At 52.5% G+C, this 22,256-nt stretch carries 18 protein-coding genes; 8 read left to right on the top strand and 10 right to left on the bottom strand.

Features of this window, described 5'->3' with window-relative positions:
• Positions 1-51 precede the first annotated feature (51 nt).
• The 3 genes from DYU11_RS08000 to DYU11_RS07990 form a co-directional block, all read right to left on the bottom strand.
• The gene (locus tag DYU11_RS08000; RefSeq protein WP_199736691.1) at positions 52-3,501 is read right to left on the bottom strand and encodes a ThuA domain-containing protein; all 3,450 of its coding nucleotides are present in this window, start codon (positions 3,499-3,501) and stop codon (positions 52-54) included.
• Positions 3,502-3,661: 160 nt separating this feature from the next.
• Entirely contained in the window at positions 3,662-4,465 is an 804-nt protein-coding gene (locus DYU11_RS07995) for an META domain-containing protein (protein ID WP_119667124.1), read from the bottom strand.
• Between the two features lie 49 nt (positions 4,466-4,514).
• The gene (locus DYU11_RS07990; protein WP_119667507.1) at positions 4,515-4,835 is read right to left on the bottom strand and encodes a DMT family transporter; all 321 of its coding nucleotides are present in this window, start codon (positions 4,833-4,835) and stop codon (positions 4,515-4,517) included.
• Between the two features lie 179 nt (positions 4,836-5,014).
• On the opposite strand from DYU11_RS07990, the gene DYU11_RS07985 reads away from it, so the two are divergent.
• The gene (locus tag DYU11_RS07985) at positions 5,015-5,527 is read left to right on the top strand and encodes a hypothetical protein (RefSeq protein WP_119667123.1); all 513 of its coding nucleotides are present in this window, start codon (positions 5,015-5,017) and stop codon (positions 5,525-5,527) included.
• 3 nt (positions 5,528-5,530) lie between these two features.
• On the top strand, positions 5,531-6,130 hold the full coding sequence (locus DYU11_RS07980) for a hypothetical protein (protein ID WP_119667122.1): 600 nt from the start codon (positions 5,531-5,533) through the stop codon (positions 6,128-6,130).
• Positions 6,131-6,303: 173 nt separating this feature from the next.
• On the opposite strand, the gene DYU11_RS07975 is transcribed toward DYU11_RS07980, so the two are convergent.
• The gene (locus tag DYU11_RS07975; RefSeq protein WP_119667121.1) at positions 6,304-7,155 is read right to left on the bottom strand and encodes a ThuA domain-containing protein; all 852 of its coding nucleotides are present in this window, start codon (positions 7,153-7,155) and stop codon (positions 6,304-6,306) included.
• A gap of 432 nt (positions 7,156-7,587) precedes the next feature.
• On the opposite strand from DYU11_RS07975, the gene DYU11_RS07970 reads away from it, so the two are divergent.
• The 3 genes from DYU11_RS07970 to DYU11_RS07955 all read left to right on the top strand — a co-directional run bounded on the left by DYU11_RS07970 (position 7,588) and on the right by DYU11_RS07955 (position 11,202).
• On the top strand, positions 7,588-8,931 hold the full coding sequence (locus DYU11_RS07970) for a hypothetical protein (RefSeq protein WP_119667120.1): 1,344 nt from the start codon (positions 7,588-7,590) through the stop codon (positions 8,929-8,931).
• 325 nt (positions 8,932-9,256) lie between these two features.
• The gene (locus DYU11_RS07965) at positions 9,257-10,510 is read left to right on the top strand and encodes an aspartyl protease family protein (protein ID WP_147367904.1); all 1,254 of its coding nucleotides are present in this window, start codon (positions 9,257-9,259) and stop codon (positions 10,508-10,510) included.
• A gap of 491 nt (positions 10,511-11,001) precedes the next feature.
• Positions 11,002-11,202 (top strand): DUF4177 domain-containing protein, encoded by a 201-nt coding sequence (locus tag DYU11_RS07955; protein WP_119667506.1) that lies wholly within the window; start codon positions 11,002-11,004, stop codon positions 11,200-11,202.
• 364 nt (positions 11,203-11,566) lie between these two features.
• Here the strand turns inward: DYU11_RS07955 and DYU11_RS07950 are convergent, their stop codons facing one another.
• The 4 genes from DYU11_RS07950 to DYU11_RS07935 all read right to left on the bottom strand — a co-directional run bounded on the left by DYU11_RS07950 (position 11,567) and on the right by DYU11_RS07935 (position 17,739).
• The gene (locus DYU11_RS07950) at positions 11,567-12,919 is read right to left on the bottom strand and encodes an MFS transporter (protein ID WP_119667117.1); all 1,353 of its coding nucleotides are present in this window, start codon (positions 12,917-12,919) and stop codon (positions 11,567-11,569) included.
• 218 nt (positions 12,920-13,137) lie between these two features.
• Positions 13,138-13,923, bottom strand: coding sequence for an SDR family NAD(P)-dependent oxidoreductase (locus DYU11_RS07945; RefSeq protein WP_119667116.1), 786 nt, complete (start codon positions 13,921-13,923; stop codon positions 13,138-13,140).
• Positions 13,924-14,004: 81 nt separating this feature from the next.
• Entirely contained in the window at positions 14,005-15,063 is a 1,059-nt protein-coding gene (locus DYU11_RS07940) for a sugar phosphate isomerase/epimerase family protein (RefSeq protein WP_119667505.1), read from the bottom strand.
• A 72-nt stretch (positions 15,064-15,135) separates the two neighbouring features.
• The gene (locus DYU11_RS07935; protein ID WP_119667115.1) at positions 15,136-17,739 is read right to left on the bottom strand and encodes a PVC-type heme-binding CxxCH protein; all 2,604 of its coding nucleotides are present in this window, start codon (positions 17,737-17,739) and stop codon (positions 15,136-15,138) included.
• 410 nt (positions 17,740-18,149) lie between these two features.
• Between DYU11_RS07935 and DYU11_RS07930 the strand changes: the two genes are divergently transcribed.
• Positions 18,150-18,905: an SDR family NAD(P)-dependent oxidoreductase gene (locus tag DYU11_RS07930; RefSeq protein WP_119667114.1), complete on the top strand. Its 756-nt coding sequence runs from the start codon at positions 18,150-18,152 to the stop codon at positions 18,903-18,905.
• Positions 18,906-18,913: 8 nt separating this feature from the next.
• Here the strand turns inward: DYU11_RS07930 and DYU11_RS07925 are convergent, their stop codons facing one another.
• Positions 18,914-19,831: a restriction endonuclease gene (locus DYU11_RS07925; RefSeq protein WP_119667113.1), complete on the bottom strand. Its 918-nt coding sequence runs from the start codon at positions 19,829-19,831 to the stop codon at positions 18,914-18,916.
• Positions 19,832-20,036: 205 nt separating this feature from the next.
• Between DYU11_RS07925 and DYU11_RS07920 the strand changes: the two genes are divergently transcribed.
• Positions 20,037-20,567 carry a hypothetical protein gene (locus DYU11_RS07920; protein WP_199736690.1) on the top strand — a complete coding sequence of 177 codons (531 nt, stop codon included), beginning with the start codon at positions 20,037-20,039 and terminating at the stop codon, positions 20,565-20,567.
• Here the strand turns inward: DYU11_RS07920 and DYU11_RS07915 are convergent.
• A complete protein-coding gene (locus tag DYU11_RS07915; RefSeq protein ID WP_119667112.1) occupies positions 20,560-21,093 on the bottom strand; it encodes a DinB family protein in 534 nt (177 codons plus the stop codon). The two genes, DYU11_RS07920 and DYU11_RS07915, sit on opposite strands and share 8 nt — an antisense overlap.
• Before the next feature lie 115 nt (positions 21,094-21,208).
• Between DYU11_RS07915 and DYU11_RS07910 the strand changes: the two genes are divergently transcribed.
• Positions 21,209-22,195, top strand: a complete 987-nt coding sequence (locus DYU11_RS07910) for an alpha/beta fold hydrolase (protein ID WP_158600241.1) — start codon at positions 21,209-21,211, stop codon at positions 22,193-22,195.
• Positions 22,196-22,256 lie beyond the last annotated feature (61 nt).

Here is a 22,256-nt window from a genome sequence, read left to right as displayed (position 1 = left end):
AGCGATGCTGACATCATTCCGGCGACCCGTTTAGTTACTCGTGTTAATCAATTACATAGGCTGGTTCTGAAACTGGATTTTGTCCAGCGCAAACAAAGGTTTCTGTTTAGCCTCGGGATTAACAAAAATGAAATAGAGTTTCTGCGTACCCTGCGGCTGCTGGCGGAACGGAACGGTAACCGGTCCGGTAGCGCCTTTCTTAACCTCTGCTTCGCCGAGCAGGGTTCCATCCGGAGCGCCCAGCCGAACCTCCAGTTTCCCACCGGCATGACGCTCTGCGTTACAGATGGCGTTTGCCGTTACGCCCTGAATACCGGTCAGGTCGAGGTCGTTGAAGAACACGTACCCACCGGAGGCCGTACCCATCACGATTTCGTTCTTATCATTGCCCGGCATCGTGAACTTCCGCACATCGCGGCTACCGTCGTACTCACTGGCTTTCAGTTTCGGGCTGCGCAGGGCTACCGTCGTTGAGCCCGTCAGCGGCCCGATTATAGAGCTGCCTTTGTCGGTGTAGCTGGCCGAGAAAATGTACGACCCCTCTTTATCCTTCGCCTTGGCCACGTAAGCACCCTTCACCGGCTGCTTCTCGATCTGCTTCTTGTCAGCCAGCGACAGGATGTAGCGCACCATTTCTTTCGCTTCATCGTCTTTCAGCTGGGGGTGAGCGCTCATGGCCTGTTCGCCCCAGACACCGCCACCGCCTTTGATCACCTTCTTGGCCAGTTGGTCAACCATGGTTGTCCGGCGCTCTTTGGCGTATTTCTGCGCCACCGATACGTAGGCTGGTCCGACTGACTTCTGATCGATGCTGTGGCAGGCTTTGCAGTCGCTCAGTTCAATCAGGCGCTTACCCGTAGAGAAACCGGTGTTGACCTGATGGCCCTGCGCCAGCATAGTCTTGTCGAAACCTTCGAGGTAGTCGACCGTTACGACGACGTCTTCCGGACTGATCTTACCAGCGGCCAGCGAACCGTCTTCCTTGTCGGCCACCTTCACTTCGTACTCGACGGGCTTATTGTCGAAATAGAACGTCTTGTTGCCTTTCAGGGCTACTTCTACCTTCGGCGCGTCGTTACCAACTTTAATCTCCATGGATCTGGTTGCTACGTTGCCTTTCGCATCGGTTACTTTCAGCGTGGGGTTATAAACGCCCGGCTTGCTGAACGTAATGGCCGGATTCGCCTGGGTGCTTTTAGGCATACCCGGGCCAAAGGTCCACTCGTATTTAAGCGCGTCGCCGTCGTAATCTATCGTTCCTTTGCTGTCGAACTTCACCATCAGCGGAGCTGCCCCCACCACTTTATTGGCACTGACAACGGCAACCGGCTGGCGGTTCCCGGCGTTGTAGGTGATGTGCACCAGGCGGGCATCGTCGTTCTGGGCGAACCAGTTGGTGCCGTATTCGAGCATGTACAACGAACCGTCTTTAGCGAACTGCATGTCCATCGGGTGATCGAACTTCGTGCCCGGCATAAAGCGCTCCATTTTCACGAAATCACCGTCCTTATTCATCGTCACGGGATTGATCCAGCCGCGCATCCACTCGTAGGCAAACAGCTTACCGTCGTAGTGCCGCGGGAATTTCACCGGCGAATCTTCGTAATCGTCGTAGTGATACACCTGACCGGCCATCGCGTTCCGGCCACCTTTGCCTACAATCTCGCCAAACTCCGGTGAGTCGGCATAGGGGTAATAGATGAATGCCTTCTGAGCCGGGGGCAGCTGCTTCAACCCCGTATTATACGCCGAATAGTTGATCGGCTTTTCGGGGTCGTTGAGTGGCCCTGATGTGCTATCGGCGAAGTTGTATTGCCGGTAGGGTCGGTTATCGGCTACGAACAAAGGCCAGCCGAAGTAGCCTGCCTTGCGTGCCTGGTTGATCTCATCGTGGCCGCGGGGTCCGCGCTTGTCGTTGTTTTCGCCGGCATCCGGTCCCACTTCGCCCCAGTACAGGAAGCCTGTATGCTGGTCGACGGCGATCCGGTACGGGTTCCGGTTACCCATCACGTAAATTTCCGGACGGGCGTTGGCCGTTCCCTTTGGAAACAGGTTACCCTCCGGAATGTCGTATCCCCCTTCCGGGCGTGGTTTGATACGCAGGATTTTACCCCGCAGATCGTTCGTGTTGCTGGACGACAGCAAGGCGTTGAACTTCTTGCGGTCCGGACGGTCGTCGCTCGGCGAGAAGCCCTGCGAAAAGAACGGGTTGGTATTATCACCCGTCGACAGGTACAGATTTCCCTGACGATCCCAGGCGATAGAGCCTCCCGTATGGCAGCAGTCGTCCCGATCGTACGTCCGGTTCTCGGTTACAGTCAGCAGCAGTTGTTCGGTGTTCAGCAGCAGTTCATCCTTGGCATCGTCCCACTTCACGCGCACCAGCCGGTTGTTCGAATCGGGCTTAACGGCCGAGTAATACAGGTACACCCATTTGTTTTCGTTGAACTTCGGGTCGATGTTCATGCCCATCAGGCCGTACTCCCGGTCGAAGTGAACAGGAACGTTGGCGACCAGCTTACTGGCTTTGGTCTTCGTGTTGTACATCTTGACGGCCCCTTTCCGCTCGGTGAACAGAATTTTGCCGTTGTCCAGTACCACCAGTTCCGTAGGCTCATCCAGCTTATCCATCAGCACGTGCTTCGTAAAGCGGTTCTCTTCCGGGAACGGCTGCGTTTTGGCCTGGCTGAACTTCAGGTCCGTGGCCATCACCGATTTAAGGCCCCCCATGAGGTGCTTGAGGTAAACCGGGTTCACGAACGTTTCGTCGGGGTGGCCGAAGTTGGTATAAAACGCCTTCCCGCCGTCGTAATCGTGGTACCACGACATGGGGTGATTGTCGCCCATCTTACCGTCCTTGTACGTTTTCTCGTCAATTTTGATCAGTACGTTTACGTCCTTGTTGAAGTTCTTGAAGTCGTAGAACTCGTCTTTGATTTTCCACCGGTCCGGGAAGCCGAACATCGACGCGTGTTTGTTACTCACGACATAGGCTTCGCCTTCCTGCACATTAGGGTTACCGGGGTGACTGGCAAACTGACCACCGGCCAGCTTGTTGTACCATGGCCAGTCGTATTCGGTATCGGCAGCCGCGTGGATACCCACGTAGCCCCCACCCGCCTGGATGTACCGCTCAAAAGCCGCCTGCTGTGCATCGTTCAGTACGTCGCCGGTGGTGCTCAGCCAGATCACCGCGCCGTACCGCTTGAGGTTATCTTCCGTAAACTTCGATGCATCTTCGGTGGTGTCGACGGCAAAGCCATTTTCCTGGCCCAGTTTCATGATCGCCCGCTGACCCGCCGGGATGGAAGAGTGCCGAAACCCTTTTGTTTTTGAGAAAACCAGCACCCGGTTCAGCGCCATCGGTTTATCGGATGCCACGGCATTCGTTTTGGTCACTGCCGAACGCTTCGCGGTCGTTTGTGCCCAGGCCGGCAGCGTGGACATGGCCAACGCACCCGCCAGTAAGAGAGGACGGGTGAGAAGCTTATGTTGTTTCATGGGAGAGAGGGGTTATGCTTACAGGTTGCAAACGAAAAGCGTTGACTTATTTTGATGCGCGATTGGCGTTTATCAAGAAACAAAAATAGAAAAAAACCCAATGTATCAGTACGATACTTGGGTTAAAAAGGCGATTTGCTTTTGAATATACTTCATTCCGTCAGTCGACCTTCTTCAGGACCAGCACCGGCAGGTTATTGTGGAGTAAGGTTAGCTTTCCCTCAGCCACCCGATACGTCAGGGGTTGGTTGAGTGCGTTCAGAAAATCACCTTCCAGTTGCCCGGCTTCTCCCATGCAGGCCATGCGCGTGGTTGCCAGCGGACCGAACTGAACTTGTCTTGAATCCGCCTGTACGCGCCCATTCAGGCGGTTGCAGCCCGTCGTACCCGAAACGCGGCCTTCGGTAAGACTGATTTCCAGCCTGGGTAGTTCGTTACGTGGTCCGCTGGGTTTAACGCTTCGCCCCTGCAGCGTAGTCAGCACCCAGATGTCGTTCAGCAGAGCCATCTGCCGGAGTGACACCCCACAGCCGGTGTACGTTTTGCCCTTTACGTTCACCTGAACGCGGTAATCCATCCGCTGCCCGGACATGGTATCGACGCAGCTATCCGGCGCAAACAAAACCTTGAGCCGCCCGGATGCCACCTCGGCATCGAACGTAATGACGCCATCCGAATCGACGTTTCGCTGCGGCAGAGGAGCATTGATCGAGTCGCCGTCCATCGACTTGAATCGCAGGGTTCCTTTGCCGGCGTTGACGGCCAGCGACCAGAACGGTTCGTTACCCATCGCAATCAATTCATCCCCGGCCCTGAGGTAACGGCTCCAGTCGGGAAATTGGCGTTCGGCCTGACCCGACGATTGCCTGGCCTGAGTGGCCGGTTTGGTTGACGACATGGTCGGGTTAGTGGTACGTTGACAGGCTGCCGTCGACAGCAGAACACTGAGCAGAAGAATGCGCATAGTTTTGTTGGTAGTGCATACATCTACGACCAGTTGACGCCTGAAAAGTTTAATGGGCCGACACCGCTTTCAGGCCGATCACCGACCCGATGAGCAGCGCAATGAAAAACAGCCGCCAGAAGTCCGTGGGCTCCCGAAAGAAACCCATCCCGACCAGCACCGTTCCCACGGCGCCAATGCCCGTCCAGACGGCGTAGGCCGTGCCCAGTGGGATCGTGACCGAGGCTTTGTTGAGGAAATAGAAACTCAGAACGGCGCACACCAGAAAGCCACCCGCCCAGCCGAGATGGCGGAAGTTGTCGGAGAGTTTCAGGCAAGTAGTAAAGCCAACCTCAAAAAGGCCGGCGAGGATAAGAAAGAACCAGGCCATATACATTACCAGCTAGAAGAAAGTCAGTCAGTTAGTTTCCCCTGCAGCAGAACCCAACAACCGGCCTTCTGCACGTCATAAGAATAAAGTAACTGATTCTATAGAATTAACATAAATATCTTGCAACGTTTTCCGTCTAAAACCGCTCTTAGCTATTAGTTAGTCCAAACTCAATCTTTATGAAACAACTATTACATTCGGCGTTATTGTTTCTCCTGTTTAACACCGTAGGTCAGGCACAGGACATGTTCTTAAAGGAGGGGCGAGCAACGTACCAAACAAACGCCAAAGGGCACTGGATGGCTGGTGGGGGCCTTACTTTCATTGGGGTAACCGGAAAGGCAGGACGTTTTGTAGCCGATCACGTTTGGTTAGGGGGCGAATTAGAACATCTGTCCTTCTTCGGAACCCGGTATGAGGCCGGTGTTTTTGCTCGATATTACAAAGGGAAGGGCATGCTCAACGGGATTTTAGGTACAGGGGTTACCTACGGGCAATTCAAGGGGTGGACATTCGACGGTCCGATGCCACCGGCCTACCGCAGTGTAAAACTGAATGCGCTGCTAGGGCTTGAACTCCGGCTAACTGAACGCGTGAGCTTTGAGGGTGTAGCCAAAATCGGCTGGCTAACTGCGGCACAATGTGTACAGTTCAGCCCGCAAGGCTCTTTAAACGTATACCTGGGGAGGTAAGTTATGCACCGCGTCGGCCTGCTATGTTTGTGCTTATTGTCTACCAGCACCCAGCTTTGTGCGCAGCAATACGTGGGCGTTGGCATACGTAGCGGTTTCGCCAACTTCTTTCCGGCCAAGTACAGTTCTGAAAACCTCGGGTACGCGTTACCCAATCCTGCCAGTCTGACTATTGGTAAGGTGTATGAGTCAAGTGTTCTGACGACCTGGCTGTTCGGAAGATCAGAAATTGCGGTTAACCGCGGCATGGCCATAGGCGTTGGAGCTCGATTTTATACGCCTTCCAATTTTGGCAAGAGCAGTTATCTCAAACCGTTTGCCGAATGCTTCATTGGCGTAGTGGGGTTGCCCATAACGAGTGACGTAACAAACGATCGGGAGCAGCAAAGCGTCACGTTTGCCTCAATAGGTATCAGTTGTTTTGTTAGCCAGTTGCGAAGTGTCGATATCTTCGTGGGGTTGCTCGATACAACGTATTCACTTCCTAATCTGCGCAGCAACGCGTATTTCGGCATCGGATATAATCACTTCTGGACAATTGAGAAGAAGCCTAAACGTATTCGGCCTAAGAAAATAAACGATTGTCCGGAGCGGTATGATTGATCGCAGGAAGTGTCTATTGCCTATTAATTGTATGCCTGGCTAATGCGCTCACCCTGAACTGATTGTTACGTCATTTTCTAAAAAAACAAAGCTCAGACCCAACGCTGTCCAGGGTTATCAGGATAAGTTACGATTACGAGTTTATTAGAAGTAAGTCCCGATACCAAATTTCACTATTTCGGGTCCAGGTTTTTCGCTAAATCAGCTTCTGATACAACGGACTCGACTCCGCCCGGCGGTACGTCGAGGTGGCAGACCCACCGGCAGGCGTTCAGGATCAGCTTTCGGAGGTCGTTGTTTGCCCAGTTGCGGTGGAAATGCATAGCCGTATTGCCGAAACTACGTCCGCCGTCGGGTCGCTCGTACACCCACGATACGGTTTCGAGCCGTCCCGGAAACGCCCGGCTCGCGGCCGTGTTCCGCACCGAATCGGGTGGCGTTGCGGTCAGGATGGGTCTAACGTCCGGCCGGAAGCGCAGGAAGAAATAGCACTCGTCATAGACGCTGAACGGCTTCACGCCCTGCGTGATCGGGTGCTCAGGTACAGTCTTGAAATCAGACATCCAGATACCGTGGGCCGAGTACGTATCCTCCTTAAAACCACCCAGGATATTGAGCAGCGGATCGCCGTTGCCGGCCGGTAATGTCACGGCGTAATGAAGGGCCGCCACGCCCGCTCCTCGCCGGGCCGCTGCCAGTAGCTGGCGTTTGCAGGCAGGCTTAAGCACCAGATGCGTCATCTTGCCATCCATAAACAGCACAATTCCATCGGCATTGGGCACTAAGGTCGAGTCGCTGGGCCAACCGTTGAGGCAGACCGTTACGTCCAGGTCAGATGCCCTGGCAAACCACTGTTTAATGAGGAGCGCCCCTGCATTGTATTCATGTTCACCCGCCTTGTGGCTGGGCGTTCCAGCGATAACGACCAGTTTCTTTTTGGGCGGCTGCGGTGCTGATGCCTGCCCGGCAAGCGGGTTGATCAACAACAAGCAGCCAGTAAGGCTGATGAGTAATAGTTGGTTCATGTCGCGTTACGTTTGCTAGGCCTTGAATAGGTAGAATCCGCTCACCTACATACTCCAAAGACGCTACCCCTATTTTTCTAGCGATCCGATTGCGAACGAGAGCACAGATCGGTATACTTGTGAAAGCAGTACGTCCTCGCTTATCGGTAGCCCAAGTAATACCCGGACATCAAGAGGTTTATGATCATGTAGTGTGAAAATTTACGGAACCATCATAAGTTGATTACTAAAGATTTAACCGCAGTTAGTTCCGCAAAATCGCGTGCATCTATTACGTTGGGTGCGAGTCCACAAAGTGCTTGTAAGTCAGCTTCCGGTTATCAAGGAAGCGATTTAAACAGGATCAGGTTTAAATATTAAATTCGGTTTCGGCTGACAGCAAAATGCTGAAGTGATTCCGACTTGACGATCAAAAACATTAAATTTTGAATAATGGCAGTTTATAGTTCAACACTTGTTATTGACAAAAATCTTGGAGTGAGTGATGCAGTGCTTTTACAGAAATTAGAACTTGAAAAGCCTGTTAGAAATTATGATAAGCATCGAATAGGGAGTTCGGATGCAACTTACCATGAAGCATTATCGGGTGATTCGAACTCGGTTTATGTAACAACTTACAAGAATTTTACAATTGTTGTTTCTTTTGAACTAATTAGTGATTTTTCAGCTACAATAGGGCTTTTAAAAAATAGGTTAGAAAAGTTATTCCCTAATAGTAAGATCTTCTTATTCTTTTCTGAAACGGTGTCTATGCTTCATGGATTTGTTTATATGGAAAATGGCTCAATAGTTAGGAAAAAATATGTTCAAGATGGGAAATATGTCAGTCTATATGACCATGAAGTTGATACAGGTCCATTTCTTGATGAGGAGTTGAAGTATTATAGCACATTATCCCATGACAATGTGCTTGATAATAAAGAATATATGTATGGGTCAAATGACTATAATATTGGAATTGACTTCCTTCAAAGTCATTTTTTCTTGGAACCCGTAGAGCCAATATTAGATAGATTGATTTTCAATAAAAATATTAATAGTGAGCTATCTAAGTCATATGTAGATGGTATAATCAATAGATTAACTAAGAAAAACATGGAGGATGAAATCAATGGTCTGTTGAAGCCATTGATGAAAGAAATGAGATGTAAAAAAATTGATTTTAAAGGTATCAAACAAAATAAGAAGAGCAAGGGTTTTTACAAGAAATTGACCAACGATGATTTTATAACTGTATTGGCAAATATTGATTCATACTGGGCTGTAAAATGGTGTAATATTGAAGTATATTTAAGCCCCTACTTACTCAATGAAAGATTGGCTAATAAAACATTACAGTATAGTTCAACCTTTGGACACAAAGTTTTCTCAGTTAATTCTTATGATATTGTTCCATTTATCAAGGAAGATGGAGGGGGTATTTTCACATGGATAGAGTTCAATTATTATTTTGAGCAATTAAAGCAAAAGGTAGGCATTTTAAGAAATATAATGAGTTCAACAATAGCTAATAATGTTAGTGACCTACTCACTGATGGTGAGTTATATACTAATTGCCTTAATAATATTAAGACCACATCCCAGTACAGAAAAGCACTTTATCCTGTAGCAGATATTAATTATTGTTTGCTTTATTTGGCAACAACGAATAATCAACTCTTAAAAGACGAATTCATTAAAATTATACAAAGTAATTATTACCACGATGACAAGCGAAAAGCTGAAAGCCAAAGTAAGGTAGATGCAGTTATGGGTTTTCTTTTTGATTTTGTTTAAGCCTATTACTAAAACTGGTTAGCCCCTTGTAGGCGGGTTGTGGGCGATAGGCCGCACGCCCCCGAAGGACGGTTTTCAGCCCAACAGCCACCGTGTTCGCGGGCGAACGAACCAACAAGAACTGTTAAATTTTGCCCTGAACAATGCTTGATTATCAAAGACTTACAATCTAACAGTACATCCAAACGGGTGTGTAAAGGTTTAGGTACGTTTGTTCAGTTGCGTGTTGCATCCACCATCAACAGCCGTTGTGTTGGGTGCGATTCCACAAATTGCTTGTGATTCAGCAGTCCTGCGGCAGAGTGAACGTCCCAACAGAAAGGGTTTGAAAAAGCTCGGTTTTATGAATTTAAGATGCAATATGAACCCTCTCTTAAAAGTCTTATCTACCTGTAGCTTCATTCTGTTACTGACTGGCTGCGGCAACTTTATCCGTTACATTAAAACCAAAAAAGCTGTTAGCAGTGGCTTTGTCCGACAGCGCAACTTTGTTACCGCCATTCCCTTCAAAAAGGAGATCGGTGATAAATACATTGTCGAGGTGACCATCAATGCCTCGCCCAAAAAATATCGATTCATTCTTGATACGGGTGCCCTGATGGTCCTGTCGCAACAGGCGGCCGAAGAATTAGGTATCATAGAAAAAGGGAAATACAAGAATATCAATTCGTTGAACAAGCACGTGCGGTTGGACAGTGTACAGCTGGCCGGACTCACCTTTTACCGGCCCGGAACGGCTATCCTTGATTTACGGGGAGATTCTTTTTTACAATGCATCGGTGTTGACGGCGTAATTGGTTCGGCCATTATGCGCCACCACTGCTGGCAGTTTGACAATCAACGGCAACGTATTACCGTGTCTGACCGGTATGAGTCATTGGTCAGCGATACGGCTAAACTTGTGCTGCCTATTACGGTCGATGGTTTACACAGACCCGTTACCCCGCTCGAGTTTCCCAACGGAACCCGGAAGAAGTTTATCGTGGACATAGGGTCTAACAGCGACTTCATGACGAAAGACAAAGCCCTTTTTGCTAAGCTCAAAAAGCAATCGAAGTATTACACTCAGTTCGGATGGAATGGCCACGGCTTCTACGGTGATCGGTTTGACACCAGCTACAACGCAACCATTAAGGGCATCAAACTGACTGGTACCCCGATGGACTCGGCCCGGGTCGCATTTGGCACCTTTCGCGACGACTTAGTTGGCTGGGGGTTTCTCAATCGGTACGTCATCACGTTCAATTGGGATCAACGCACTTTAACCCTGGTAGCTAACCAACCCGCCCAGTCCGATGAGCCGCTCGTTTCCTTTGGCTTTATGCCGTTTATTCAAAAGGATACCTCTTCACAAAAAAGCTATTGGACAGTTGGTAGTATCATCGAAGGATCTCCCGCTCACCAGGCTGGCTTAAAACTTGGGGAGCGAATTGTTAGCGTGAATGGCAACGAGGTTTCAGCGGTGACGAACGCCTGTGATTTATACAGCCCAACCAGCCGTATCTATCAGGAGATGAATGAAAAAACCTTGCGAATGGAGCTTGTGGGAAAAAGCGGCAAACGACAGGTGTTCACCTGACAAAAGCACCTATTCTTCCCAACTAGAAAACTAACCAGCTCACCAGGAAGTCTTCGTCTTATGAAACCGTACACTACGCTTCGAATTGACCGCTTGTAGGACGACAGGTTTTTTGCACCTCCACCTCATTGACGGTAGACTAATTGTTTATGTTTATGTTTGGCGACAGTAAGCCCAAGCTGATTAAGGTAAGTCGACAAGATTAGCTTTGAACCGATAACATACCGATAGAGATGTCACAGGAAACGCTCATTTTTACTTTCATTTTGTTATTGCTGGTTAGTCTGAATGTTGCTTTAGCCGAACGAAAAGGCCGAAAAAAGGAGACATGGTTTTGGATAACTTTGTTTCTAGGCATCTTTGCCACCGTGATTCTATTACTGGCTGACAAAGTTGACCAACAACCAAGAAAGGTAGTAAAAGCATACTAACGAACGTTGTCAACATTGAGAAAACTGAAGAAACATATTGATAAACTAACTCGTAAAATAATGAAAGAATACAAAGTTGAAGCCCTGATTTATTACTCGAAATTAACGCTCGACTCTGAGCACATAGTGAAGAAGTCTAAAGAAGAAATTCAGGCAAAACTGGATGAATACGCTCCTCAAGGGTACCGATTAACTTCTACAACGTCCACTAGTTTTGGGGCTGCGATTTATATTTATCTATTCTTCGAAAAAGATAGTTAATGGGTAATTCGGCTTTTGGGGCGGGTTTCCTGTTGCACGATACCCGCCCCAAGAGTTTGGTGATTTTCCACCCGATACGTTCTAGTTTACTGGTTTACTGACACTATAGCGTTGAGAACTATTTTACTTGTTTGTCGTCTGCTCTTACCGTTTGGGGTCGTCAAAACCATTAGGTGACACATCAACAAGCCGCTCTTTTAAAAACTCAGCTATTTTTCGTGATGACAACATCATTGGGCTGGTCATCAGGGATGGCTTGATTGGCAGTCGGGCCTTTCGTAAAGGTATTCTACTACTTGATGGGCCTAACCACTGGTTTAGTTATCAACAGAACTTGATAAAGAATCAGTGAACAGTGGTTTGTCTACTTTCCCACTCCCGAACCGGATACACCGGCAACCAGATTGGCTTCGCGCTCGGCTTTGGTGACGACCCGTTCGATTTTGCCGACGATGAAAATGTACGAGCAGGCACCGATCAGACTGACCGCGCCGATGAACAGCAGCGCCGGTTTGAAATCGCCGTCTTTCGCCAGGTAGCCAATCACGATCGGAACCACAATCGACGCCAGGTTACCCATAAAGTTAAATACCCCGCCGGTTAGGCCGATCAGGTTTTTCGGCGACAGCAGCGACACAAATACCCAGGAGATCAGGGCCAGACCGGACCCAAAAAACGCCAGGGCCATGAAGAAAATGATTTCGCCGGTGTCGTTGGTGTAGTTTGCTCCGATAATACTAACCGACAACAGCATGCCAAAGATAATGGGCGTCTTGCGCGCTACGCCGACGGACGTTCCCCGTTTGACGAGCGCATCCGAGATAAAACCCGACAACAGCAAGCCCGCGCAGGCGGCTAAGTAAGGAATGGAAGACAGGTAGCCGAACTTCTTCAGGTCGAATCCCCTGTACTTTTCCAGATAGATCGGAAACCAGGTCAGAAAGAACCAGAGCGTGGCATTCACCGCAAACTGACCGATGTACACCCCCCAGAGTGTTCGGCTGGAAAATACGTGTTTCAGATTGCTCCACTGCCATACGGAAAGCTGCGCATGGCTTCGCTTCTTGCCGCTGACCAGTCCGCCCCCTTTTTCGATGTAGTCAATCTCGGCTTCGTTCACCCCCGGGTGATCGAGCGGATCGCGGTAGAGGAAGTACCAGATAAGCCCCCACAGAATCCCGACCAGTCCCGTGATGACGAACAGCCCCTTCCAGCCTACGCTGTCGCGCAGGATGATCAGCACCGGGGTCAGGAAGGCCAGCCCGATAAACTGGCCCGATACGTAGAGTGATATGGCACCGGCCCGCTCGTGGTCGGGAAACCAGCTCGTTACGATGCGGTTGTTGATGGGGTACGACGGTGCTTCAAAAGCTCCGGTTGCCATGCGCAGGCCAAACAGCGAGAAAAAGCCCCGGGCAAAGCCCTGAAATACGGTAGCAATGGACCACGTAATCAGGCAGAAGGCGTAGAGGATACGCGGCCCGTACCGATCGGCAATCAGCCCACCCGGGATCTGAAGGAACGCGTAACTCCAGCCAAACGCGGAAAGAATGTAGCCCAGTTCAACCGGCGACAGGCCCAGGTCGTCTTTAAGCGCCGTAGCGGCTACTGCCAGATTAGTGCGGTCGAGGTAGTTGATAACCACATTGACGAACACGAGGGCCACCATGGCATAGCGGACGCGGGTCTGTCGGGTTTTGCTTGGTACCGGCTGCATGAGTAAGGGGGTTTGTGGTTTGTAGTTTGTGGTTCAACGCTTCAAGTTCAAGCTTCCAAGGAGGGCCGACATCTCAAACTTGAATCATCAACCAACCGGAGTTAGCCATGACTCCGGTTGGTTGATGTTCTATTTGTCATCCCGACGCCAGGACCGGACCGTCGTCGAGATGACAAAACCGAGCACCATAAGTCATTGACTAACGGTGACCTGAGTATTTACCGCGCTGTCCAGCCGCCGTCGACGGTCAGCATGGAGCCGACCATGTACGTAGCGGCATCGCTGGCCAGGAAAATGGCCGCGCCCTGAATTTCGCGGAGTTCGCCCCAGCGGCCCAGCGCCGTAGCCCCCACTACGAATTTCTTACCTTCTTCCGTATCGGCAATCGGTACGTTCATATCGGTCAGGAACGGTCCCGGACAAATCGCGTTGACGGTGATGTTGAACGGTGCCAGCTCCAGCGCCAGGGCCCGGGTCATCTGCACCACAGCCCCCTTACTGGCGGTGTAGGGCGTTCGGTTCGCCAGCCCCACCAGCCCCAGCGTACTGGCCAGATTAATGATGCTGCCCCTCCCCTGCTGCTTCATGTACGGCGTTACAGCCCGGCTGCACAGCCACGTACCGTTCACGTTCACCTGCATAACCCGGTCAAAATCATCGAGACTCAGTTCATCGATGGGTCCCCGGATATTGATGCCCGCGCTGTTGATCAGCACATCAATCCGGCCGAAGGTATCCATCGCCATCCTGGCCATTGCTTCGGTTTGTTCCTGATTGGTGATGTCGGTCGGGACGGAGATTGCCCTGATGCCGTAGGTCTGACTGAGTTCCTCGGCGGCCTGGGCTCCTTCGCCGGCGGTACGGTTGACGATCATCAGGTTTGCTCCTGCCGACGCCAGTCCGGCGGCCATAGCCAGTCCCAGTCCTTTTGAGCCACCCGTCACGATGGCGGTTTTACCCGTCAGATCAAATTGCTTAATACCCGGTAGTTGTTCTTTACTCATGTTGAGTTGGTAGTTTGTGGGTCGTGGTTTGTAGTTGCTCCGCTCGGTTTACCTACAAACTACGAACCACAAACCGAATAATCAGACTAGTCCTAATCGGTTTTTACTGTAATTCAGGCAGGCGACGATGTTCTCTTCCTCGGCCGCCAGCTTCCTTTCCGCATCGAGCTGCGAAACCCTCGGCAGACCGGCTTTGTACGGATGGTCTTTCACCATCCGTAGCGTTCGGGCCAGCTCCGTGCCGGGCAGTTCGCCGAACGTAGCCCAGTAATCGTCTTTCAGACAGGGGATTTCGAGCGGGTCGCGGGTGATCATCTCCAGGGTGAACGTAACGGCCGGGTTGTGCTTTTTACAGAGCGCAACCATGGTCGGCAGGTCGAGTATGCCCTGCCCAAGCGGCACTTCCGACAGCAGGAAACCGTCGGCGTATTCGTCTACCGCCATGTCTTTAACGTGCGTGCTGACTACGTAGGGTGCCAGCGTCTGCACCACCACCATCGGGTCTTCGAGCAGGGCGATGCTGTTGCCGAAGTCCAGCGTTACGCCGATCCACTCGCTGTTGATCTGTTTCAGTACGTCGACCAGTTCGGGGGCACGCCAGTCTTTGTGGTTCTCGATGCCGAGCCGGACGTTGTGTTTGCGCAGCACCGGTTCGGCCAGCCGCAGCGACACCAACGCGTTTTTCCGCATGTCTTGGAAAGCGTCGGCGGAATGGTACGTTTCATAGCGTCGGCCCGACGAGCAAACGGTACGGAGCACCCCCGCCCCCGCTTCGCGGGCGTTGACAACATCCTGCTCAAACTTCGGCACATCACCGGCAGTTTTGGGCAGACTGATCGACCCTTCGAGGTACAGCCCGAGTTTCTCCCGCTTGTCGCGAACGGATTTGGCAAAATCGGCCGACCATCCGTTGACGACAACCTGTATGCCACCGGCTCCAATCTGGCTGCAATGAGCCAGCATGTCGACGGCGTTGGCGAAGCCGGGGTACTTCTGGCTGTTGGCTTTGGAGTTCCAGCGGTTGCCGTACGAGTGCACCACAACGCCCATGCGGGTGTCTTTCAGGAACCGGGGCATGTCGGGCAACGAGAGCAGCATGGCTCCGGCCGTAGCTTTGTGCAAAAAGTCGCGCCGGTCCATCCGGTTACCGACCGGCGTGGATTCCGGCTGATGCCGTTGATTAGTCATGGGTTTAGGAAATCAGACTCGCTGTTATTTGGCCTCTTCGGCTTTAGCCTGAAGAATGTATTTATTCAGTTCGCTGGCCGTCCAGGGCATGACCCGCCCCTGCGACGTGACGCGGGTCATGCCCACGGTTCGCCGACTGATGGGCCCGGCATTATTGCCCCATTCGTTCCGGATGTACATCAAAATCGCCGTCAGCGTCGCGTCGTCCATGGTTGAATGCGCGGGCATTACCGGCAGTACCTCGGGGGCGTTGTAGACCTTACCCGCTACGTCGACCGGGCCTTCCATACCGTGCAGCAGAATGAGCGCCAACCGTTTTTCGTCGCCCAGCACCCAGTCGGAGCCGATGAGTGGCGGGGCGAAGCGGTTCACCCCGGCTCCGTCCGTACCGTGGCAACCCGAACAGGTGCTGAGGTAGTGTTGCCGACCCAACGCAAACAGCTTCTGTTCGTCGTCGTTCAACGGGTTCTTCTGGGTCGTACTAGCTTTGGCGGCTACGTGACCCGGCCATTCAAAAACTGCCGACAACGACGCGAGCCTGGCCGGATCGACTTTGTCGGCCGAACGGGTCAGGATGGCGGGGGCCGCAGCCAGTTTAACCGGCTTCATTTTTTTGTCGCTGCCCCCAATGGAGAGGCCGGTCAGCACGGCTTTTTCCTGCCAGCCCAGCGTTGGTTTGTTGGCCGCTAGGTTGGTCAGCAGCGAACCCAGCTCGGCGGCATCGCGCTTACGGATGATGGACGTAGCCAGCATCTCGACGAAAATCTCTTTATACGGCTCCGGTTTCTGCCAGTTCGGTGCTGTCATCAGGCGTTGCAGAAAGGCGTACTCCTGCCCCTGAAGGCTGCTCAGCGCGGCATCGCGAATCAGCGGAATGGAGCCGTGACGTTCCACAACGCCCGCCAGCAGCGACTGCGCTACGTTCGGCTCCAGCACAGCAGCGGCCAGGGCCATTTGCAGCACCTGCTCAATAGGGGCTTTATCCCATTCCGCAAGCAACCGCTCACCGAAGGTCGCCCGGATGGTTTTGTCGGTTTTGGCAAATGGCTCCAGCAGCCGTACGGCCGTTGTCCGCACGAGCGGACTTCTATCCGTCAGCAAGGTCAGCAGTAGGTCAGGGTTACTCAGCCTCAGGCCGTCCAGCGTCCAGAGGGCGTGAAAGCGGCCCAGTTCATTTTCCCCGTTCCGGGCCACCGTTGCCAGCGCCGGCCCGATTTGTGGGTCATTCCGCTCCACCAGCAGCCGCTGGGTCATGTCGCGGTACCAGCCGTCCGGGTGCGACAACAGCTGAATCAGTTCATCCGTCGATGCCTTTGACAATTTGCGGGGTTTCTGCGGGGTCCAGTTTTCCGGCACAACGCGCCAGATACGGCCCCGGTTGATTGGCAGGACCAGATTACGGGCAACCGTCTGATCTTTCAGGTAGGGCGTTATGTACGCGCCATGCTGAATCAGCCCCCGGTACATATCGGCCACATACAGCGCGCCATCGGGTCCGGTAGCCATGTGTACGGGCCGGAACCGTTCGTCGGTCGACGCCAGAAATTCTTTGCCGGGGTGCGGATCCCGCGCCGAAACGAGTAGTCCCTGCTCCTCCACGACGTTGCGCTTGACCAGATTCCCGGCGGGTTCGCAAACGAAAATATTGCTGTAATACGCCTTTGGAAACGCTGCGCCCCGATACACCAGGGGCGAACAAGCAGCCGTAAACTCCAGCAAACGTCCATCTTTATCCAGCGTACCGGGAATGTAGCCCCGGTTGACGGCCGGATTTGGGCGAATCGGGTAAATCCGCCGATCGAGGGTCAGGCCGTAGTCGATGCCGGTAGTTGGCGTATGGTTTTTGTTGCGGGACAGGTAGTTGGGCGGCACCAGATCGGCGTGGAGCTGCGACCAGTTGTAGTTGTACACCAGCCGACCTTTGTCATCGTGACTGATCCCCCACTGCCCCCGCGCTTCGGTGCTATCGCGTAACCAACGGGCCGCGTTCGGTCGGGCCACGTTTGGCCGGGCCGCGTTCGGCTTGTCGTTGACGAACCGGTACCGCAGCCGCGACTTGGCGTTGTAGTACCAGTTGTCCATACTGCGCCAGAGCCCATTACCCGAATGTTCGGGCAGGCCACCACCGGCGTAGGTCGGATCGATCAGGGTTTTCGTGTCGGCTTTACCGTCGCCATTCAGGTCTTTCGTTTCCCACAGCTTCTTGTCTTCGACCACCAGCGCCCCACCGGGAATCAGGGCCAGTGCCCGGGGCATGATCAGACTGTCGAGGTAGACCTTGCTGACGTCCATCCGGCCATCGCCGTTTGTATCGGTCAGTACCGACACCCGCCCGACCGGCAGTTCCTCGCCTTTGCCCTCAATGTCCGGCATAAAACCGCGCATCTCAACAACCCAGAGCCGTCCGTCTTCGTCGAATGTAATGACAACGGGGTCCTGCACCATCGGCTCAGCGGCCACCAACTGGACTTTCATCCCCGGTTCGACCTGGAACGTAGCCAGTTCTTCGGCGGGCGTTTTGGGGGGCGACGGATCGTCACCCGCCCATGTTCCAAATTTGGCTTTGAAACTCAGCAGACACAGAAGGCCGACGCCAAGCAAGCAAGCGCCTAAAGCAGGCTTAACCATACCAAACAAAGGCTTTTTTATAGTGGAGCGATCTACTCAAGTCCTGTCAATTCTTTCTGTATAAAGTACGCCGGGTCGTTTAAATACTACAACGAGTTCTACTTATTTTACAACAAACGGTTGTTGAGCACGGATGTTTTCGCGTATCCCCTGGTTAGTCACGATGGGGGGCGTTCTCAATAAAGGCACAGGTTTCAACCCATCGTAACGCCGTGGGTGCAGCCTGAGATGCGCGTAGTCGAACCTACGGCGTCACAATGCGTTCGCGCCTTTTTCGGACTGGGGCCAGGCCGGACCTACGGCATTTTCTGATGCGCTCCAACTTCTATCTGGCTCCAGCAACGGCCGGAATACAGTAAATACGGCCTTGATTCGCTTTTTTACCTGGTTATTAATCACACATTCACGGCATGACTGATCGATTTACGGACCAGGTTGCTATTGTAACGGGGGGTGCCGACGGCATCGGGAAGGGTATTGCGAAGCGGCTCGCTGCCGAAGGGGCTGCGGTCGCCTTATTTGATATAAACGGCGATTTGCTCGAACGTACCGTTGCGGAGTTCAAAAATCAGGGGCATACTGTGACAGGCCACCTAGTCGACATCTCGCAGGAAAGTCCGGTCGAAGCCGGGGTCCAGGCGGTTGTGGATACGAATGGCAAACTCGACATCATGGTGAATTCCGCCGGTATTGTCGGGCCGACCAGCACCAGAATTACAGACTACCCAGTGGCCGACTACGACCGGATTTACCAAATCAACCTGCGCGGGGCTTTCCTGATGACCAAGTACGCCATCAAAGCCATGGAGCCCAACAACTACGGCCGAATTCTGCACCTGGCATCCATTGCCGGGAAAGAAGGCAACCCTTTTATGGCGGGTTATTCATCGATGAAAGCGGGGCTTATTGGTTTGGTGAAAGGCATCGGCAAAGAATACGCCGAGACGGGCATCACGGTGAACGGCATAGCCCCGGCCGTGATCCGAACCGCGATGAACGAAAACACCGCCCCCGAGCAGTTGGCCTACATGACCGCCAAAATACCGATGAAACGACTGGGAACCATCGAGGAGGTAGCGGCCTTGGCGGCCTGGATCGTCTCGCAGGAGTCCAGTTTTACCACCGGTTTCATTTTTGACCTGTCGGGCGGCCGGGCGACGTATTGATTACTTTGTTAATCCGTTGTAAAGTAATCGTTGTCAATGCGTTTTACCTCGAACGTTTGCTGTAACGTAACGCCAAGATTGTAATCAATCATCAACTGCGCCAGTTGCTCCCCATCAATCAGCACAATTTTCGTTTCATTGCGGGGCACGTATTCAAGGGCTTCCCGCGTAAACGACGACGTAGTGATGAAGATACCTTTCTTGGCTCCTTGTCCCGCCAACGCGCCAATGAACTTGTGTATTTCAGGACGTCCGACAATGTTACCGGGTTTCCACCGTTTAGCCTGGATGTAAATGATATCCAGGCCCAGTTTATCTTCTTTGATTGTCCCGTCAATTCCCTCATCCCCGCTTCTGCCAACTGCTTTTCCAGCATCTTTGATGGAGCCGCCGTATCCCATTCGAACCAGCAACTCGACAACCAGTTTTTCAAAAAAAGCCGGCGATAAATTCACAATCCGATCAATAAGGTCCTGAGCGAGGGCTTTCCGTATGCTTAAGTAAGCAGATTCCAGTGTTTCTTCGGGCGTTTGCTGAGGTGCCGACATTAAGTCTGGTTCAGTCTCGCCATTCTCCTGCTTTTTTGTGCTTTGAAACTCCATAAATTCAGGATACTGACGAAGAAACGCTACGTTAATCTGATGCGGATTCTGCCGTACTACTTCTTTGCCTCGATCTGTAATCGCAACGATGCCTCGCTTAGGCGAATCCAGAAGGCCTGCTTTTTTTAAATACGTTCTGGCCCAGCTTACCCGGTTACCGAAAACAAATGTCTGACCGCTTGGCAGTAATTCTGCTTTCTCGTCGTCGGTTAAGTTGAACTGAACGCCTAACAAATCGACAAGACTGGTCAGTTTATATTCTTTGCCGTCGGTTACAAGTTTGAGTAACGGCAGCATCAACGTTTGATAATCGGGGATAGGCATAAGGGAAATTGGACTAGCTGATCTACAAATACTGCTAATCTGACGCTAAGTAACCTATATCGTTGTATTTTGAGCAAACAGTACTTGCTTTTTTCCACTGTTGACCGGTTATTTTTTACGTCATCAGTCCTGTTGTGGTCAAATCAGACGGTCATTTAACGTAGCTACTTGCGGCAAGGCCCCAAATAAATACGAACTTTGCGGCATGAGAAACGTCTTTTTATCAATCATTGTGGCCGGGTTGCTGTCTGCCTGCGGAGGAGCAGATACTACCCAGAAAGAAACCGCGACGGCAACCGATACCACGCAAACCGCAGCGGCACCCCCTGAACCCAAAAATTGCCAGTCGCTCATCGCAGCCGATAAACTGGGCAAGCCGGACGAATATCAAGAATCGGGCAAACCGATCAAGGTCGCGCTGACCATGAACCAGGATACCAGCACGCACGAAACCACCGGCGGCTGTTACTTCAACAATACCGTAACGGTGCAGGCTACCAAGAAGTCAGGCAGCCCGGTGTTTAAACGAACCCTGCTGAAAGATGACCTGCTGTATTTTACCAAAAACGACGAAGCCATCGAGCGGGCCGTTCTGCAGAAAGTCACTTACAAACCGACGTTCAACGGGCTTAAGTACATCACGCTGACCATGCGGCTGCAGGAACCGGGCACCCGGAAAACCCAAGACTATACGATCTTCATGAACTACTTCGGGGAGATCATCAAAGTCAGATAGCCGGCAGGTAGCGCTCGCGGAACAGGCCGATGTGGTGGGCTTCGTGACCGGGAATGATGTAGGCCAGCGCCCGAACGCTCATCGGGCCACCGCTGGCCGTACCGATCCGCTCCAGGGCCCCGGCATCGAACGAGTCGAAGAGCGCCAGCGTTGCCGACCGTACGGCCTCATACTCCTGCCAGATGCTCACCAGCGACCGACGATCGGCTCCGGACATGGGCACGTAGTCGTTCTGCTCGAAACCTGGCAAAGGCGTCTGGTCGCCCCGGCCAATGCGCAGCGCCCGGTAGGCAAAAATGCGTTCGGTGTCGATCATGTGTACCAACGATTCCTTGATGCTCCATTTGCCGGGTGCGTAGCGGAACATCCCCTGCTCGTCAGTCAGGTGGCCCAGCATAGCTTTCAACTCGTCGGGTTGCCGACGCAGTTGACCCAACGGGTCATCGTCATTGGGGATCAGCGATACGTAGGTGTTGTAGAACGGATTGTATTCGGAGGCTGCCGGACGGGCAATAGACTGTGACATAAGCTGCAGGAACTGATACGCAAAGATAGGCGTGATTCGGCATTTGCGGCAGCCCCGAAAAAGTAGAAACCGGCCCCGTACGTGTTTGATGAATACTCCTTCAGGTTACCCTGCTATGAAAGCCCTGTTTACTCTCCTCGGCTTACTGATTACCCTTACCGGCGCTGCCCAGCAACGCTTTGTCAACCTTGGCGATTTCCGGCTGGAAAACGGCCAGACCATCCGGGACTGTCGGCTCGGCTACCGCACGTTCGGTAAGCTCAACGCCGGCCGGACAAACGCCGTGCTGGTGCCAACCTGGTTTACCGGTACGTCGGACAACAAGAAGTTCGTGGCCGAACCGGGAAACATTGCCGACAGCACCCGGTATTTCACCATCGTTGTCGATGCGCTGGGCAATGGGGTGTCCTCTTCGCCGTCAAACAGCACAACACAGCCGGGCGCGCAGTTTCCGCAGTTCAGCATCCGCGATATGGTTCGGTCGGAATACGAACTGGTGACGAAACACCTCGGACTGACGCACCTGCATACGGTTACGGGCATATCGATGGGCGGCATGCAGTCGTTTGAATGGCTGGTTACGTATCCCGATTTTGTCGATCACGTCGTACCCATCGTAGGTACACCCAGGCAAAGCAGTTACGACAAGCTGTTCTGGGGCACCCAGTTAAACATTCTGGAACGCGGCAACTACGCTCCCGACGCCATGAAAACCGTGGCCGCTCTGCACGAACTGAACCTCACAACCCCCGGCTATTTCTTCAGCCACCTGAAAGCCGAGGAAGAACCGGCCTTCCTGCAACAGAAAGAAGCGGATTATCTTAACCGGAATCCCTACGACTGGGCCGCCCAGCTGCGGGCCATGATCGGCCACGATATTTACCGGGGGCAGACCGTAGCGGAGTTGAAGAACCGAATCAAGGCTAAGCTCCTGATCGTGGTGGCTACGCAGGACCACATGGTGACGCCCGGCCCCGCGATCGAACTGGCCCGGTCGCTTCAGGTGCCGCTCATCGAACTCCCCAGCGACTGCGGCCACCTGGCTACCTCCTGCGACACTACCATCCTGAAAACCGAGGTACGTAAATTTCTGATGGAGTAGGCATTTGTATACTATTTATATGTTACTATAATTTAATATTCATTAAATCTACTGTCAAAAT

It is taken from the genome of Fibrisoma montanum, from assembly GCF_003583365.1.
Taxonomy (GTDB): Bacteria; Bacteroidota; Bacteroidia; order Cytophagales; family Spirosomataceae; genus Fibrisoma; species Fibrisoma montanum.
This window is presented reverse-complemented; position numbering and strand designations above follow the sequence as displayed.